14 protein-coding genes and 4 tRNA genes are annotated in these 16,137 nt (G+C 66.2%); 14 read left to right on the forward strand and 4 right to left on the reverse strand.

The features are described 5' to 3' along the window. The 3 genes from QMX81_RS17030 to hemA all read right to left on the reverse strand — a co-directional run. Positions 1 to 277: tetratricopeptide repeat protein (locus tag QMX81_RS17030; RefSeq protein ID WP_282263254.1), on the reverse strand; the 277-nt coding region annotated here is incomplete at its 3' end. Positions 278 to 302: 25 nt separating this feature from the next. Next, positions 303 to 1,388, reverse strand: coding sequence for a peptide chain release factor 1 (gene prfA / locus QMX81_RS17035; RefSeq protein WP_121044566.1), 1,086 nt, complete (start codon positions 1,386 to 1,388; stop codon positions 303 to 305). After that, positions 1,366 to 2,664, reverse strand: coding sequence for a glutamyl-tRNA reductase (hemA, locus tag QMX81_RS17040; protein ID WP_152153920.1), 1,299 nt, complete (start codon positions 2,662 to 2,664; stop codon positions 1,366 to 1,368). Before hemA ends, prfA begins: the two co-directional genes overlap by 23 nt. Before the next feature lie 65 nt (positions 2,665 to 2,729). Between hemA and QMX81_RS17045 the strand changes: the two genes are divergently transcribed. The 8 genes from QMX81_RS17045 (at position 2,730) to ychF (ending at position 9,721) form a co-directional block, all read left to right on the forward strand. Beyond that, the gene (locus tag QMX81_RS17045; RefSeq protein WP_282263258.1) at positions 2,730 to 4,418 is read left to right on the forward strand and encodes a tetratricopeptide repeat protein; all 1,689 of its coding nucleotides are present in this window, start codon (positions 2,730 to 2,732) and stop codon (positions 4,416 to 4,418) included. Further along, on the forward strand, positions 4,415 to 5,074 hold the full coding sequence (gene lolB, locus QMX81_RS17050; protein WP_282263260.1) for a lipoprotein insertase outer membrane protein LolB: 660 nt from the start codon (positions 4,415 to 4,417) through the stop codon (positions 5,072 to 5,074). Before QMX81_RS17045 ends, lolB begins: the two co-directional genes overlap by 4 nt. Next, complete coding sequence (gene ispE, locus QMX81_RS17055; protein WP_282263262.1) at positions 5,071 to 5,940, forward strand: 4-(cytidine 5'-diphospho)-2-C-methyl-D-erythritol kinase; 870 nt, start codon at positions 5,071 to 5,073, stop codon at positions 5,938 to 5,940. The genes lolB and ispE overlap by 4 nt, the downstream gene beginning before the upstream one ends. 9 nt (positions 5,941 to 5,949) lie before the next feature. Continuing rightward, a tRNA-Gln gene (locus QMX81_RS17060) sits at positions 5,950 to 6,026 on the forward strand. 136 nt (positions 6,027 to 6,162) lie between these two features. Beyond that, positions 6,163 to 7,122, forward strand: coding sequence for a ribose-phosphate diphosphokinase (locus QMX81_RS17065; RefSeq protein ID WP_026070235.1), 960 nt, complete (start codon positions 6,163 to 6,165; stop codon positions 7,120 to 7,122). Positions 7,123 to 7,233: 111 nt separating this feature from the next. Next, positions 7,234 to 7,848 (forward strand): 50S ribosomal protein L25/general stress protein Ctc, encoded by a 615-nt coding sequence (locus QMX81_RS17070; protein WP_102789571.1) that lies wholly within the window; start codon positions 7,234 to 7,236, stop codon positions 7,846 to 7,848. Between the two features lie 81 nt (positions 7,849 to 7,929). Then, positions 7,930 to 8,508 (forward strand): aminoacyl-tRNA hydrolase, encoded by a 579-nt coding sequence (gene pth, locus QMX81_RS17075; protein WP_121044551.1) that lies wholly within the window; start codon positions 7,930 to 7,932, stop codon positions 8,506 to 8,508. Positions 8,509 to 8,629: 121 nt separating this feature from the next. Further along, entirely contained in the window at positions 8,630 to 9,721 is a 1,092-nt protein-coding gene (gene ychF / locus QMX81_RS17080) for a redox-regulated ATPase YchF (protein WP_088434937.1), read from the forward strand. A 567-nt stretch (positions 9,722 to 10,288) separates the two neighbouring features. On the opposite strand, the gene QMX81_RS17085 is transcribed toward ychF, so the two are convergent. Continuing rightward, on the reverse strand, positions 10,289 to 13,036 hold the full coding sequence (locus QMX81_RS17085) for a TonB-dependent receptor (RefSeq protein WP_282263270.1): 2,748 nt from the start codon (positions 13,034 to 13,036) through the stop codon (positions 10,289 to 10,291). A 168-nt stretch (positions 13,037 to 13,204) separates the two neighbouring features. Here QMX81_RS17085 and QMX81_RS17090 point away from each other — a divergent pair, with 168 nt between their 5' ends. The 6 genes from QMX81_RS17090 to QMX81_RS17115 form a co-directional block, all read left to right on the forward strand. Further along, positions 13,205 to 14,221: a cyanophycinase gene (locus tag QMX81_RS17090; RefSeq protein ID WP_152153930.1), complete on the forward strand. Its 1,017-nt coding sequence runs from the start codon at positions 13,205 to 13,207 to the stop codon at positions 14,219 to 14,221. A 111-nt stretch (positions 14,222 to 14,332) separates the two neighbouring features. Then, positions 14,333 to 15,346, forward strand: coding sequence for an isoaspartyl peptidase/L-asparaginase (locus QMX81_RS17095; RefSeq protein ID WP_183073842.1), 1,014 nt, complete (start codon positions 14,333 to 14,335; stop codon positions 15,344 to 15,346). A gap of 138 nt (positions 15,347 to 15,484) precedes the next feature. After that, positions 15,485 to 15,570 (forward strand) — tRNA-Tyr (locus QMX81_RS17100). A 28-nt stretch (positions 15,571 to 15,598) separates the two neighbouring features. Beyond that, positions 15,599 to 15,672: transfer RNA gene (locus QMX81_RS17105), tRNA-Gly, on the forward strand. Positions 15,673 to 15,719: 47 nt separating this feature from the next. Next, a tRNA-Thr gene (locus tag QMX81_RS17110) sits at positions 15,720 to 15,795 on the forward strand. Between the two features lie 41 nt (positions 15,796 to 15,836). Then, the coding region (locus tag QMX81_RS17115) for a GTP-binding protein (RefSeq protein WP_282263275.1) at positions 15,837 to 16,137 on the forward strand (301 nt) is incomplete at its 3' end.

The following is a 16,137-nucleotide window of genomic DNA, read 5'->3' on the forward strand; positions in this document are numbered from 1 at the left end:
GGGTGATGCCGGGGTGCTGGGGCGCGCGGTCCGCCGCCTGGCGCAGCAGTGTCGCGGCCTCGCCATGGCGGCCCTGCATCCAGCGCGCGCGCCCCAGCCGGGCCAGGGCCTCGGGATGGTCGCCGCGCAGCTGCAGTGCACGGGTGGCGGCCTGTTCGCCGGCGCGCACATCGCCGGCTTCCAGCTCCGCATCGGCCAGCATCACCCACGCAATGAAATCGGCCGGTTGCCGCTGCACCGCCTGGCGCAACTGCAGACGCTGCGGATCGACACTCATCGCTGCCGCGCCGGGGCGGGCATGCTCAGCTGCCTTCCGCGAGCCGGGCCAGCTCGTCGGCCTGGTGTTCGTGGGTCAGCCGGCTGACCAGTGCATCAAGATCGCCGGTCAGGATGTTGGGCAGGTCGTACAGGGTCAGCCCTTCCACGCGGTGGTCGGTGATCCGTCCCTGCGGGAAGCTGTAGGTGCGGATGCGCTGGCTGCGGTCGCCGCTGCCGACCTGCAGCCGGCGGCTTTCGGCCTGCGCGGCAGCCTGCTTGCTGCGTTCGGTATCCAGCAGCTGTGCCTTGAGGCGCTTCATCGCTTTGTCGCGGTTGGCATGTTGGCTGCGCTCGGTCTGGCATTCCACCACCACGCCGGTGGGCAGATGGGTGATGCGGATCGCCGACTCGGTCTTGTTGACGTGCTGGCCACCGGCGCCGGAGGAGCGGTAGGTGTCCACGCGCAGGTCAGCCGGGTTGATCACCACGTCCTCGACGTCATCCGCCTCGGGAATGATCGCTACCGTCGCGGCCGAGGTATGGATGCGGCCCTGCGACTCGGTCGCCGGCACGCGCTGCACGCGGTGCGTGCCCGATTCGAACTTCAGGCGTGAGAAGGCGCCACGGCCGACCACGCGCGCCACCACTTCCTTGTAGCCGCCATGTTCGCCCGGGTTGTCCGATTCGATCTCGACCTTCCAGCCCTGGCGCTCGGCATAGCGGGCGTACATGCGGAACAGGTCGCCGGCGAAGATCGCTGCCTCGTCACCGCCGGTACCGGCGCGGACTTCCAGGAACAGGTTGCCGTCATCGCGCGGATCGCGCGGCACCAGCAACAGGGCCAGTGCTTCGTCCAGCTGCTGCAGGCGCTGCTGCGCGGCGGTGATTTCCTCCTCGGCCAGCTCGCGCAGGTCAGGGTCCTCGCGCATCGCTTCTGCGGCGGCGAGATCGGCCTTGGCACGGGCTTCGTCGGCCAGCGCGTTGGCGACCGGCTCCAGCTGCGAAAACTCGCGCGACAGCGCGCGGAAACGGTCGTTGTCGCCGACCACGGCCGGGTCGGACAACAGGCGTTCCAGTTCTTCGCGGCGCTCGGCCAGCGCTTCCAGCTTACGGCGCAGGGTCGGCGTCATCGTTCCTCGCTACATCGGTACGCACGGCAGGGTGCTGGTAACCCGGCTTGGCCGGGAACAGGCGCTCGGCGGCGCGGGTGAGTTCAGTATCGCCGCTGAGCGCGGCCGCGCGCAGGGCGGCGGTCGGCGGGTGCAGCAGGCGGTTGGTCAGGCCGTGCGCGAGCAGCTCGAGCACCTCTTCCGGTGATTTGCCGTGGGCCAGCTGCTGGCGGGCTTTCTCCAGCATCTCCACGCGGGTCGCTTCGCCATAGGCGCGCAGTTGCCGCAGCGGGGCCTGGTGCACGCTGGCCTGCAGCGTTTCCACGAAACGGGCGACCTGCAGCTCGATGATCGCTTCGGCCTCGGCCGCGGCTTCCCGGCGGCTGCGGCGGTTGTCTTCGACCGCGCGCTCCAGATCATCCACGGTGTACAGGAAGGCGTCGGCCAGTTCGCCCACGCCGGCCTCGATATCGCGGGGCACGGCCAGATCGAACAGCAGCATCGGCTTGTGCTTGCGGGTTTTCAGTGCGGCGGCCACGTGCGCGCGGGTGATCACCGGCTCACGCGCGGCGGTGGCCGAGAACACCACGTCGGCCTCGCCCAGATGGCGGTCCAGCTCACTCAGGGGCAGGGCGACGCCGCCATGACGGCTGGCCAGCTCCTGCGCATGGGCCAGGGTGCGGTTGGCGATCAGCAGCCGCCGCACGCGCCCTTCGCTGAGATGGCGCGCGGCCAGCTCGATGGTCTCGCCGGCGCCGACCAGCAGCACGGTGGAATCGTCCAGCCGCGCGAACGAGTTCTGCGCCAGGCGCACCGCGGTGGACGCCACCGACACCGGGTTGGCGCCCACGCGGGTATCGGTGCGGGCGCGCTTGGCCACCGAGAAGGTCTGCTGGAACAGCCGGTCCAGGCGCTGGCCGAGCAGGCCATGATCACGCGCCAGGGCCCAGGCATCCTTCACCTGGCCCAGGATCTGCGGTTCGCCCAGCACCATCGAGTCCAGCCCGGTGGCCACCCGGAACAGGTGGCGCACCGCGTCGGCGTCGGCGTGCTGATAGAGGTACCCATGCAAGGTGCCGGCCTGTGACTCCAGCCACTGCGCCAGCGCGTCACCGGATTCGGCCACCGCGTACAGCTCGGTGCGGTTGCAGGTGGAGAGCAGGACCGCCTCGGCCACCTGTGGCGTATCGCGCAGCGACGCCAATGCCTGGGGCAGGGCGTCGCCGCCAAAGGAGGCGCGTTCGCGCAGTTCCACTGGCGCGGTCTGGTGATTCAGTCCGAGCACCCACAGGGTCATTGTTCAGTTGCTTGCGATAAGCTGCTGGCCATTCAAGTCGTCATTTTAAGGCTCAGATGCCCCCGATGCCCGCATTGATTCGCATCTCCAGCGTTCTGCTGCTGTCTTTGTTCACTGCCAACGCCCTGGCCGCCCCCTCGGCAGCCCCGGCGAAGGCCAAGAACAGCGCGGCCGAGGCGGTCCCCCTGGCCCCGGTCATGGCGGGCGAATTCGCCCTGCAGGCAGGCAAACTGGGCGACGCCGCGCGCTGGTACCTGGAGGCGGCCGAGGCCAGTGAAGGCGATGCCGGCCTGGCCGAGCGCGCCTCCCGGATCGCCATGCTGGCCAACGATGACAAGCGCGCCGCCCGCGCGCTGGCCCTGTGGGAGCAGCGTGCGCCGCGCTCACTGGCCATGCGCAGCAGCACCGCCGCGCTGGACATGCGCCAGAACAAGGTGAAGGCCGCCCGCACCGAACTGCAGGCGCTGCTCAAGGACCCGGACCCCACCGCCTGGAAGTTCGCGATCGGCGCCCTGATCAGCGGCGGCAGCGATCCGAAGGTCCCGGCCCAGGTGCTGGGCGAGCTGGTGGATGCCAATGCCATCCCCGACCGCCTGGAGGTCTGGCAGGAGTTCGGCCGTCTGGCCATGCGCATGGAGCAGCCCGAGCTGGCCCGGCGCATGGTCGATGAGGTGGTCAAGCGCTTCCCGGATGAGCCGCGCGTGGCCCTGCTGCACGCCAGTCAGCTCACCCAGGCCGGCAAGTCCGATGAGGCGCTGGCCCTGTTGAAGGGCGTGGAGCCCAAGACCCTGCAGGACCCCGAGCTGCGTAATGCGGTGGCGATCTCCTATGACCTGATGGGCCAGCCGGCTGCGGCCGAGCGCGTGCTGGCGGTCGGCCCGCAGGATGTGCAGACCTACGGCATGCGCGCCTCGCTGCTGGCCAAGCAGAAGGACGACCCGGGCCTGCTGGCCCTGTATACCGAGCTTTCCAGGCAGGCGACCAAGCCGGATCCGGCCCAGCGCCTGCTGCTGGGCAAGATCGCCGAGTACCTCAAGCGCTACGAGGAAGCGGTCAACTGGTATCACAGCGTGCCCGGTGGCCCGGAGCGCGATGAGTCGCGCCTGCGCGCAGCCAATGCGCAGAACGAACTGGGCCGCACCGACAAGGCGCTGGCCGAAGTCCACGCGATCCAGTCCGATGCCACCGTTGATGACGATGCCCGCCGGGATGCCTATCTGTTGGAGGCCGAGCTGCGCCAGCGCGGCAACGACGATGCTGGCGAACTGGACGCCCTGGCCCGTGGCCTGGCCGCGTATCCGGATGAGAACGCGTTGCTGTATGCCCGCGCGCTGGCCTGGGAGCGCCGCGACGACATCCCGCGCGCCGAGGCCGACCTGCGCAAGGTGCTGGTCACCGATCCGGAGAACATCGCCGCGCTCAATGCGCTGGGCTACACCTTGGCCGACCGCACGCAGCGTTATCAGGAAGCCTTGGAACTGATCGACCGCGCGCGCGTGGCCGAGCCGGACAACGCCGCCATCGTCGACAGTTACGGTTGGGTGCTGTATCGCCTGGGCCGCAACGAAGAAGCCTTGGTGCAGCTGCGCCGCGCCTGGACGCTGGCCAAGGATGCGGAAATCGCCGCGCATGTGGGCGAGGTGTTGTGGGTGTTGAACAAGAAGGACGAAGCGCGCCACTTCTTTGAAGAGGCCCGCAAGCTGGACCCGGACAACCGCGCCCTGCAGCGCGTGATCGAGAAATACGGCGTATGAATCTGCTGTCCCTGAAGGTCGCGTTTGCCGCGGCCGTGGCGTTGTCGCTTTCCGCGTGCGTGTCCCTTGATGAGCGCAAGGCCCCTTCCGCCCCGACCGTGGTCAGCACCGTCTCTCCCGCTGCGCAGCAGGCCGAGGCCGAGCGCGTCACTGCGGTGCGCGCGCAGCCGGCCTGGTCGTTCCAGGGCCGGGTGGCGATCAGCAAGGGCCGCAACGGCGGCAACGGCCGCATTGACTGGCAGCAGCAGGGCCAGGGATATGTGGTGGAACTCAGCGCCCCGGTCACCCGGCAGAGCTGGAAGCTGACCGGCGACAGCCATCATGAAGGCGGCCGCCTCGAAGGTCTGGAAGGCGGCACGCGCGAGGGCGACGATGCCCAGCAGGTCCTGCTGGATGCCACCGGCTGGGATATCCCGGTCAACCAGCTGCCCGATTGGGTGCGCGGCCTGGTCGCCGATGCGGCCCCGGCCGAGCGCATCGAGCGCGACGGTGAAGGCCGCCCGCGTCGCGTGCAGCAGCTGGGCTGGGAGATCCAGTACCTGGATTGGTACCCGGCCGAGGCCGGTCGCCCGGTGCTGCCGCGCAGGATCGAAGCAGTCAATGGCGACGCCAAGGTCCGCCTGGTGGTCGACAGCTGGGTGCTGGGCGGCCCATGAGCATGCTGGAGACGGCCGACGGCGGGTCGACCTGGCCGGCCCCGGCCAAGCTGAACCTGTTCCTGCACATCACCGGGCGGCGTCCGGATGGCTACCACCAGCTCCAGACCGTGTTCCGCCTGCTGGATTGGGGCGATCGGATCCATCTGCGTGTCCGCGACGATGGCCGGATCCGCCGTGAGGGCACCTCCGCGGCCGGCGTTGCCGAGGCGGATGATCTGGCGATCCGCGCCGCGCACCTGTTGAAGGATGCAGCAAACATCGGCCAAGGTGCCGATATCGGCGTCGAAAAGCGCATTCCGGCGGGCGGCGGCTTCGGCGGCGGTTCGTCCGATGCCGCCACCGTCCTGGTCGCGCTCAACCGCCTCTGGAACGCCGGCCTGGACGTCGACGCGCTGGCCGCGCTGGGTCTGCAGCTGGGCGCGGATGTGCCGGTCTTCGTGCGCGGGCACAACGCCTGGGCCGAGGGCGTGGGCGAACTGCTGACCCCGATCGCCCTGCCGCCGGCCTGGTTTGTGCTGGTCCATCCCGGCGTTCACGTGCCGACTCCCGCACTTTTCGCATCACCGGATTTGACGCGGGATGCCCCAGTGGCGAAAATAGCGGACTTCGCTTCCGGGTCTTTGCTCGGGAATGCGTTCGAGCCGGTCCTGCGCCGCCGCGAACCTGCCGTAGAGGCAGCGCTCGCAGCGTTGAGCAGTATCGGCCGGGCACGACTCACCGGGTCGGGAAGCGGTTGTTTCGTCGAGTTCGCCACGCGCGCTGCTGCAGAGCAGGGCCTGGCGCAATTGCCGAAGGAACTGCGGGCATGGGTGGCTGCGGGCGTGGAGCGCTCGCCACTGCTTGATGTACTCGAGCGTTACTGATTTTGATGCAGGGGCGTCGCCAAGAGGCCCAAGGCACCAGGTTTTGATCCTGGCATTCGGAGGTTCGAATCCTCCCGCCCCTGCCACTAGCGGATATCTGCCGCGACTCCATGCGCATGTCTGCGCGGGCGCGGTGCATACGCCGCGGTGTTGTCACCGCAGACACCTCCGGGTGCCGGCGGCCCAGTTCTCCGCCAATCGCTCCCGCCCGAGACCGTCATGATGCAAGAACACCCCAACCTGCTGGTATTTTCCGGCAACGCCAACAAGCGCCTTGCGCAGAGCATCTGCAAGGAACTGGGGGTGCGGCCTGGCAAGGCATTGGTGTCGCGCTTCTCCGATGGTGAAGTGCAGGTCGAGATCGAAGAAAACGTCCGTAAGCAGGACGTGTTCGTGATCCAGCCGACCTGTGCACCCAGCGCAGAGAACCTGATGGAACTGCTGGTCCTGATCGATGCGCTCAAGCGCGCTTCGGTCAACAGTGTCACCGCCGTGGTGCCGTATTTCGGCTACTCGCGCCAGGATCGCCGCATGCGTTCCTCGCGCGTGCCGATCACCGCCAAGGTGGCCGCAAAGATGTTCAGCGCTGTCGGGGCTGACCGGGTACTGACGGTGGATCTGCATGCCGATCAGATCCAGGGTTTCTTCGACATGCCGGTGGACAACGTATACGCCTCGCCGCTGCTGCTCGCCGATATCTGGCGCGCCTACGGCACGGAAAACCTGATCGTGGTGTCCCCGGACGTGGGTGGTGTGGTGCGCGCGCGCGCCGTCGCCAAGCGCCTGGACGATGCCGATCTGGCGATCATCGACAAGCGCCGCCCGCGCGCCAACGTCTCCACCGTGATGAACATCATCGGTGACGTCGAAGGCAAGACCTGCGTGATGGTCGATGACATCGTCGATACCGCCGGCACCCTGTGTGCGGCCGCTGCAGCCCTGAAGGCGCGTGGCGCCCTCAAGGTCGCCGCGTACTGCACCCACGCCGTGCTCTCGGGCCCGGCGGTGGACAACATCAACAACTCCCAGCTCGATGAGCTGGTGGTGACCGACACCATCCCGCTGCGTGAAGAGGCGCGGGTGTGCAGCAAGATCCGCCAGCTCAGCGTGGCGGAAATGCTGGCCGAGACGATGCGCCGCATCGCCTTCGGTGAGTCGGTCAGCTCGCTGTACGTGGATTGATTTTTCCGCCCACCGGCAACGGTGGGTGGTTTCCCGGGGAGATCTGGTCGCGGATCTCCCCTCATCGCCTCGCCACCATGGCGCGGCAAACAACGAAGGTAGTAAATCAGCATGGCCAAGAATCATGAAATCAAGGTCGTCCAGCGCGAACTGCAAGGCAAGGGTGCGAGCCGCCGCCTGCGTGGCGCTGGCCAGATCCCGGCGATCATCTACGGCGGCGACGTCGAGCCGAGCGTCATCCAGCTCAACCACAACGAAATCTGGCTGGCCCAGCAGAACGAGTGGTTCTACTCGTCCATCCTGGACCTGAACCTGGATGGCAAGGTCACCAAGGTGCTGCTGCGTGACATGCAGCGCCACCCGTTCAAGCAGCTGATCCTGCACCTGGATTTCCTGCGCGTGAACGAGAACGAAGCGCTGACCGCCAACGTCCCGCTGCACTTCATCAACGAAGACACCTCGCCGGCTGGCAAGGCTGCCGACGTCGTGGTCACCCACGAACTGAAGGAAGTGAGCATCACCTGCCTGCCGAAGGACCTGCCGGAATCGATCGACGTCGACCTGGCCGACCTGAAGGCTGGTGACGTGATCTACCTGTCGGACATCAAGCTGCCGAAGGGCGTCGAGATCCCGGCGCTGGCCCAGGGCAAGGACCATGACGATGCGATCGTCACCGCCAAGCTCGGCAAGGAAGAAGCTGCCGACGAAGCGCCGGCTGCAGAGTAAGTGATTGCGGCGCCTGTCCTTCGGGGCAGGCGCCGTTTCTGTATGTACCGGCACAGGGCGGGTACCGACGAAAGAAGAGTAATGACAGGATTGCGATTGATCGTTGGTCTGGGCAACCCCGGACCCGAGCACGCCCAGACCCGGCACAATGCCGGGTTTCGTTTCATTGACGCCCTGGTCGAACAGGCCGGTGCGCGCTGGAGCGTGGACAGCAAGTTGTTCGGCGAGACCGCCAAGGTCGACATCGCCGGCCAGCCGGTGTGGCTGCTCAAGCCCGCCACCTTCATGAACCTCAGTGGCAAATCGGTCACCGCGGCGCAGCGCTTCTGGAAGATCGAACCGGAAGAGACGCTGCTGGCGCACGACGAGCTGGACCTGCCGCCCGGCGTGGCACGGCTCAAGTTCGACGGTGGCCACGGCGGCCAGAACGGCCTGCGCGACACCATCCGCCTGCTCGGCCATGGCCGGTTCCACCGCCTGCGCATCGGCATTGGCCATCCCGGCCACAAGGACCGCGTGGTCCCGTGGGTGCTGGGGCGTGCCAGCAAGGACGATGATGTGCTGATCGGTCATGCCGTCAACGATGCGATCGACGTCCTGCCGCTGGCAGTGAAGGGCGATTTCAGCGAAGCGATGAAGCGGCTGCACACCCCGAAGTAACGTGACCGGTGACTGACGTTACCGGTAGGTACCGACCGCGGGTCGGTACGGAAAATGATTGGAAAAGCAGCGCCGAACGTCGCTGCTTCCCCAATCACTTTCACCCCAGAGGTTGTCAAAGATGGGTATCAAATGCGGCATCGTCGGTCTGCCCAACGTCGGCAAATCGACCCTGTTCAATGCGCTGACCAAGGCGGGCATCGCGGCGGCCAACTTCCCGTTCTGCACGATCGAACCGAACGTCGGCATCGTGCCGGTGCCGGATCCGCGCCTGAACGAGCTGGCTGCCATCATCAACCCGCAGAAGGTCATCCCGACCGCGGTGGAGTTCGTCGACATCGCCGGCCTCGTCGCCGGCGCGGCCAGTGGTGAAGGCCTGGGCAACAAGTTCCTGGCCCACATCCGCGAAGTGGATGCGATCACCCACGTGGTGCGCTGCTTCGAGAACGCCGACGTCATCCACGTCAACAACAAGGTCGACCCGCTGTCGGATATCGACACCATCGATACCGAGCTGGCCCTGGCCGATCTGGACAGCGTCGAGAAGGCGCTGAACCGCGCCGAGCGCGCTGCCAAGGGGGGCGACAAGGAAGCCGCGGCCCGCAAGCCGGTGCTGGCCAAGCTGCAGGCCGCGCTGGCCGACGGCAAGGCGGGTCGTACCGCCGGCCTGGACGAGGAAGAGAAGGCGCTGGTCCGTGACCTGTTCCTGCTGACCCTCAAGCCGGTGATGTACATCGCCAACGTGCTGGAAGACGGTTTCGAGAACAACCCGCATCTGGATGCCGTGCGCGCCCGTGCCGCCGAAGAGGGTGCGCAGGTGGTGCCGGTCTCGGCTGCGATCGAAGAAGAGCTGTCCCAGCTCGACGACGAAGACCGCGATACCTTCCTGGCCGACCTGGGCCTGTCCGAGCCGGGCTTGAACCGCGTGATCTACGCCGCGTACCAGCTGCTGGGCCTGCAGACCTACTTCACCGCAGGCGTGAAGGAAGTCCGTGCATGGACCGTGCGCAAGGGCGCCACCGCCCCGCAGGCCGCCGCCGTGATCCACACCGACTTCGAGAAGGGCTTCATCCGCGCCGAAACCATCGCGTATGACGACTTCATCAAGTACAAGGGCGAGGCCGGTGCCAAGGAAGCGGGTCGTCTGCGCCTGGAAGGCAAGGAATACCGCGTCCAGGAAGGCGACATCCTGCACTTCCGCTTCAACGTCTGATTCCATCGCACGTTGATGCCCGCAACGCCCCGCCTTGAGCGGGGCGTTTGCGTTCGGGAGAAGCACCTTCCACGCCATGAACAGGCTGGATAAAAAATGACCAGGCACCGAAATGCTTGCCTGGTATGCCTCCGCCTCACTTGTCCACAACAAACCCCCACGCCTCTCCACGCACCATGTGGAAAACCCGCGTGCGGTAGTGCCGGCCGCTGGCCGGCAACCCATCTGACCCGCCCGCAAGCGATGTGGACAATTTCTGACCACCACTGGAAACCGTTGCAGTGCATCGCTCACACAGGGTTGTCCACAGCAAACCCCCATCGCTTTCCACGGTGTGTGTGGAAAACCGCGATGGTGTTTGGACAAAAAACAGCCACGTCCTGAAAGCGTTGCGCTGCATGGCTTGCATGCACTTGTCCACACCAAGCCCCCATGGCTTTCCACGACGCATGTGGAAAACAAAGACAGCGCACCCGGCAACGGGTGACGCAGGCCAGCGGCCGCAGAACAAAAAAAAGACGGAGGCACTGCCTCCGTCTTTGATCCCCTGACCAGCGGAAGCGGCGCTTACAGCGCCGTACCGCCAAACTTGTGGGTGTACTGGAGATTGAGCGTCCGGCCCACGGTGTCGAACCAGGAGACGTCGTAGTACGGATACGGCGTGTACGTCGCGTCCTTCGGCGGCATCTTGTTGCCCACGTTCACCACCGACAGCGACAGGCGCGAATGGTCATCGAAGCGGTACTGCAGCGACACGTTGTAGCGGTACGTCGCCGCGATCCACGGGCTGTCACCGCTGTCCGGATCAAAGCTCTGGTCGTAGCTGTCGTAGGTGGGCAGTTTGCCCAGCCGTGAGCCGTACAGCGTGGCCGACCACGCCGCGTTCTCCCACGTCACACTCGCACTGGTCTTGGTGCGCGGAATGTCGAAACCGCTGTTGATCGCGAACTGGTCCTCGACCACATCGCCGTCAAACTGTTGGAAATCGTGCGTCTTCACCCAGGTGTGGTTGCCGCTGAGGATGAAATCGCCGATCCCGGTGCTCAGGCGGTAGCGCAGGCCCACATCAATGCCGCGGGTCGTTTCGCGCGCGATGTTGATCGGGCTCACGTGCACACCATACAGGCGGCCATCACTGGTGCGGGTAACCCGGCTGATCGCATCCACGCAGGTCGGCGAGGCCGCATCGGCGCCGCCCAGGCGGCAGGCCGCCTCGTCGCGCAGGATGGTGCTCACATCCATGTCCTGCACCTGGTCGCGCATGTCGATATCGAACCAGTCCACCGACAGGTCCAGCCCCGCTGCCGGCGACCACACAAAGCCAGCGCTCCACGAGGTGCTGGTTTCCGGGTCCAGCTGGCGATTGCCTTCGCGCGTGCGGATCAGGTTCTCCTCGTAATCCGAGCAGTCATCACCGCCGTCCACCGCGCAGGCGTAGTAGTCGTTGGCACTGGTTTCATCATTGCCCGGGCCGGCATACACGTAGTGCAGGTCTGGCGCGCGGAAGGCGGTGCCGTAGGAGCCACGCACCAGCAGGGTCTCGATCGGGCGCCATTCCAGACCACCGCTCCAGGTCGCCTTGCCGATCGTGTTCCCGGAGTAGCGGTACTGGTCGAAGCGCCCGGCCACGCTGACGTTGAACGTGTCATGCAGCGGCAGGCGCAGCTCGGCCGCGGTCGCCCAGCGGTTGCGGCTGCCGTGGCCGTCCGAATCCTTCCAGCTGTAGTAGTAGTACTGCGTCGCCAGCGGGTCCGGATTCAGTGCGTAGGCCTGATTGCCGAACTCGGCGGTCGCCGCGAAGCCGGCCTTGCCGCCCGGCAGCTCGAACAGCTCGCCGTTGGTCAGGGTCAGCGCGGCGGTATCGGTGCGCGACTTCGGGGTATAGGTGGTGCGTGCGGCGATCGAATCGTACTCGCTGCGGCTCAGCGGCCGGTACAGGCGCGCCGGGTCGGCGTTGAACACCGGGAACACGTTGTCGTCGTCATCGGTGTACTCGCCCAGCTGCTCGCCAAGGAACAGCGCATTGGCCTTGGCGGCGATGATCTGCGGCCAGCGGATGCTGGATTGATACTGCGAATGGCTCAGCGAAGCCTCGTATTCCCAGTCCGCACCGAGGGCGCCCTTGAAGCCGGTGGTCACGCTGAAGGTCTTCTGGGTGCTGCGCACCATGCCGTTGTTGAGTCCGCCCATTTCCTCGGGGGAGAACTGGCGTTGCCAGAACTCCACCTGGTCGGTGGCCTGGTTGTAGAAGTAGCCGTCTTCATTGCCGTCGGCGGCCATGCGGCCCCACTGGGTGACATCGCGCATCAGCGCCAGGTCGTGGTAACCCATCTGCACATCGGCGAACCATTCTGCGCCGTTGTCGAAGGCGTAGCGCAGCGCGGCATAGCCGTTGGCACCGCGGCGCTTGCTCAGGATCGTGCCGTAGCCGATCGAGCGGTCGCTGCCGCAGTAGAAGCCATACCGCGCACGCTCGGCGTACTGGGTGCTGCCGTTGTTCTGGCCGGCCAGCGCATCGCAGGTTGCCTGGCCCGGGTCCAGGTAGTCGTCGTTGTAGTCGGTGCGCAGGTAGGCGCGACGCAAGGCGCGGGCGCTCTCGGTCGGTGCATCCAGGGTGGAATCCTGCTGGCTGCGCTCATACGCCCACAGTGGGGTCTGGGACTGCAGTTCCAGGCTGTAGACCGCGCTGAAGCGGCCGGCGTCGAAGCCACTGGCGATGCTCATGTCAAAGGACTCACCGCCGCCTTCGCTGGTGGTGCCCATGCGCATGTCGACCGTGGTGCCATCGACCTGCTTCTTCAGGATGAAGTTGACCACGCCGGCAATGGCGTCCGAGCCGTAGATCGCCGAGGCGCTGCCGGTCAGCACTTCGATGCGCTCGATCATCCCGATCGGGATGTTGGAGACGTCGGTGAAGTTGCTGCGGCCCTGGAAGGGCATCGGGAAATCGGCGATGCGGCGGCCGTTGACCAGCACCAGGGTGTGGTTGGGCCCCAGGCCGCGCAGGTCGACCTGCTGCGCACCGGGCGAGAAGTCCGCGCCGCTGGAGGACTGCTGGCTCTGGGTCTCCCCCCCGTTCTGGGTCATCGAGCGCAGCACGTCCGGCACGCTGGTGAAGCCGCTGGCCTGGATCTGCTCGGCAGTGATGACGGTGACCGGGGCCGGCCCCTCCACCTGCGCGCGCGGAATGCGCGAGCCGGTGACCTGCACCGTATCCAGTTGCTGCACCCCGGGGGCGGGTGTCTGGGCGCCCGCAGTTGCGGCCACACCCATCAACGCCAGCTGGATCGACCACGCCATCGCCTGTTTACGCATGAGAATTCTCGAGAAGAAAGTGTCGGCCTCGAGGGAGGCCTGTCCCCCATTCACATTTCGCGAATGGACGGCGCGCATTTAACGCCTTTTTTACGGGGTTGACCACTGCCAATTTCTCTGGCAAAGAGTGAAAACGCTTACACGCCCTTTTTATTCAGGGAGGTCAACGTGCACAAGGGTTTCCGGCCGATCCATTCCCTCCTGTGGCTGCTGCTCGCCGCGCTCCCGCTCCCCCTCCATGCCCAGGATTCGCGCAGTCTGCAGGACCAGGGCTATCGCTATTACGAGGTGGGCGCCCTGGATGCCCCGCGCGCCACCCATACCGAGCCGGCGATGATGCTGATGGGCGGTGGCGAATGGGTGCCGGCCGCTTTCCAGTGGTGGCTGGCGCGTGCCGGCCATGGCCGGGTGGTGATCCTGCGCGCCTCCGGTGCCGATGAGCTGCAGAACCGGCTCTACCGGGAGATCGGTGGGGCGGCCTCGGTACAGACCCTGGTGTTCAACAGCCGGCGCGCGGCCGACGACCCGGCGGTGCTGGGGGTGATCGCCGCCGCCGATGCGATCTTCATCGCCGGCGGCGACCAGTCGCGCTATATCCGTTTCTGGAAGGGCACGGCGGTGAACGCGGCGCTCAATGCGCACGTCCGCGCCGGGCGGCCGATCGCCGGGACCAGTGCCGGGTTGGCCATCCTGGGGGGCTACAGCTACGGCGCCCTGGATGGCGGCAGCGTGACGTCCCGGCGCGCCCTGCGCGATCCCATGGGCCGGGCGGTGACGCTGGACAGCGATTTCCTGGCCATGCCGTACCTGGCCAACGTGATCACCGATACCCATTTCGGCAAGCGCGACCGGCTCGGCCGCCTGATCGTCTTCGTGGCCCGTGCCGCCCAGCGCAGCGGGCAGCAGGGCATGGTCGGCCTCGGCGTGGATGAAGACACCGCGCTGTGCGTGGAGGCCGACGGCACCGGCCGGGTGTTCAGCCGCGATGGCGGCTATGCGTGGCTGGTGATGCCGCAGCACACCCCCGATCGCCTGCGCGGTGGTAAACCGCTGGATTTTCTCGCCATCCCGGTGACCGGTGTGGGCGAGGGCAGTCGCCTGCACCTGGATGGCTTCCGGGTGGACGACGCGGCGTTCGAGATGACGGCGGATATCCGGGAGGGGCGCCTGCAGCTGCGCCGGTAGATCCACGCCATGCGTGGATGCTGTGGCGTGCGTTTTGAGGTCATGGCCACGCGCGTGGATGGCCCGACGCGCGTGCCATGATGAGGCCTCGTCCCTTGAGAGTGCCTGCCCATGTCGCGTTCTGCTGTGGTGATGTTGTCGCTGTGCCTGTCTCTCCCGCTGGCGGCCACCGCTGCCGAGCCGGTGCTGGTCATCCATGGGGGCGCGGGGGTGGAGCGCGGGGATCTGTCGCCCGCCGAGGAAAAGGCCGCACGCGCGGCCCTGCAGCAGGCGCTGCTCAAAGGGCATGCCGCGCTGGCGGCAGGCAAGCCGGCGCTGGAGGCGGTCACTGCGGCGATCACCGTGCTCGAGGATGATCCCACCTTCAATGCAGGCAAGGGCGCGGTGTTCACGCACGATGGCCGCAACGAACTGGATGCCTCGCTGATGGACGGCGCCACGCTCAAGGCTGGCGCGGTGGCCGGTGTGCAGCGCGTGCGCAACCCGATCCTGCTCGCCGAGGCGGTGATGCAGCACTCTGCGCACGTAATGATGGTGGGGCAGGGCGCGGAGGCCTTCGCCAGCACCCAGGGAATTCCCTTGGTGGATCCGTCGTATTTCCGCACGGACAAGCGCTGGCAGCAGCTGCAGAAGGCGCTGAAGGAAGAGGCCAGCGGCCAGGCCCATGCGGATCTGGAAACGGCGCGCCACTTTGGCACCGTCGGGGCGGTCGCGCTGGACAAGGACGGCAAGCTCGCCGCCGGCACCTCCACCGGGGGGATGACCAACAAGCGCTATGGCCGTGTGGGCGACTCACCGATCATCGGCGCGGGCACCTATGCCGATGCAGGATGCGCGGTATCGGGGACGGGCTGGGGCGAGTACTACATCCGCACTGCAGCCGCGCACGATATCTGTGCGCGCATGCAGTACCTCAAGCAGGGCCCGGTGGACGCGGGGCGTGCGGTGATCAACGAGCGCATTCCCGCCCTCGGTGGCGATGGCGGCGCGATCGTGCTCGCCGCCGACGGTCGCGCGGCGACGCCGTTCAATACCCAAGGCATGTATCGCGGCTGGATCGGTGCCGATGGCGTGCCGCATGTGGCGATCTTCGCCAGCGAAACACTGCCGTTGCCGGGCCAATAGCCCGTTCCGACAAGGCAATTGAACAATCATGTGAAAAAATTCAAAAAGGTTGTTGACAGAACCCCCGTTTATCCCCAAAATTCACGGCTCTTCCACCCCACACCGAAAACGCTTCGGCGCCACGGGACAGGGTGGTAAGGAGGGATACCCAAGCGGCCAACGGGGGCAGACTGTAAATCTGCTGGCTTACGCCTTCGGTGGTTCGAATCCACCTCCCTCCACCAGTTTCATGTTGTGGCAAGAGCTTCCGATGCGGGAGTAGTTCAATGGTAGAACCTCAGCCTTCCAAGCTGATGGTGCGGGTTCGATCCCCGTCTCCCGCTCCATTGAATGAGTTTGAATATATTCAAATTCGTGCCATAATACAAAACTCGCTCACGTAGCTCAGTCGGTAGAGCACCTCCTTGGTAAGGAGGAGGTCGAAGGTTCGATTCCTTTCGTGAGCACCATCTAAGTGCTACCAATTCAGACGATTTCGAGATAAGCAGCCATGGCCAAGGGTAAGTTCGAGCGCACCAAGCCGCACGTCAATGTCGGCACCATCGGTCACGTTGACCACGGCAAGACCACGCTGACCGCCGCACTGACCAAGATCGGTGCCGAGCGCTTTGGCGGTGAGTTCAAGGACTACTCGTCGATCGACGCCGCGCCGGAAGAAAAGGCACGTGGCATCACGATCTCGACCGCACACGTCGAATACGAATCCACCGAACGTCATTACGCCCACGTCGATTGCCCGGGCCATGCTGACTACGTCAAGAACATGATCACCGGTGCTGCCCAGATGGACG

This window comes from Stenotrophomonas sp. PS02301 (genome assembly GCF_029959485.1).
Taxonomy (GTDB): domain Bacteria; phylum Pseudomonadota; class Gammaproteobacteria; order Xanthomonadales; family Xanthomonadaceae; genus Stenotrophomonas; species Stenotrophomonas maltophilia_Z.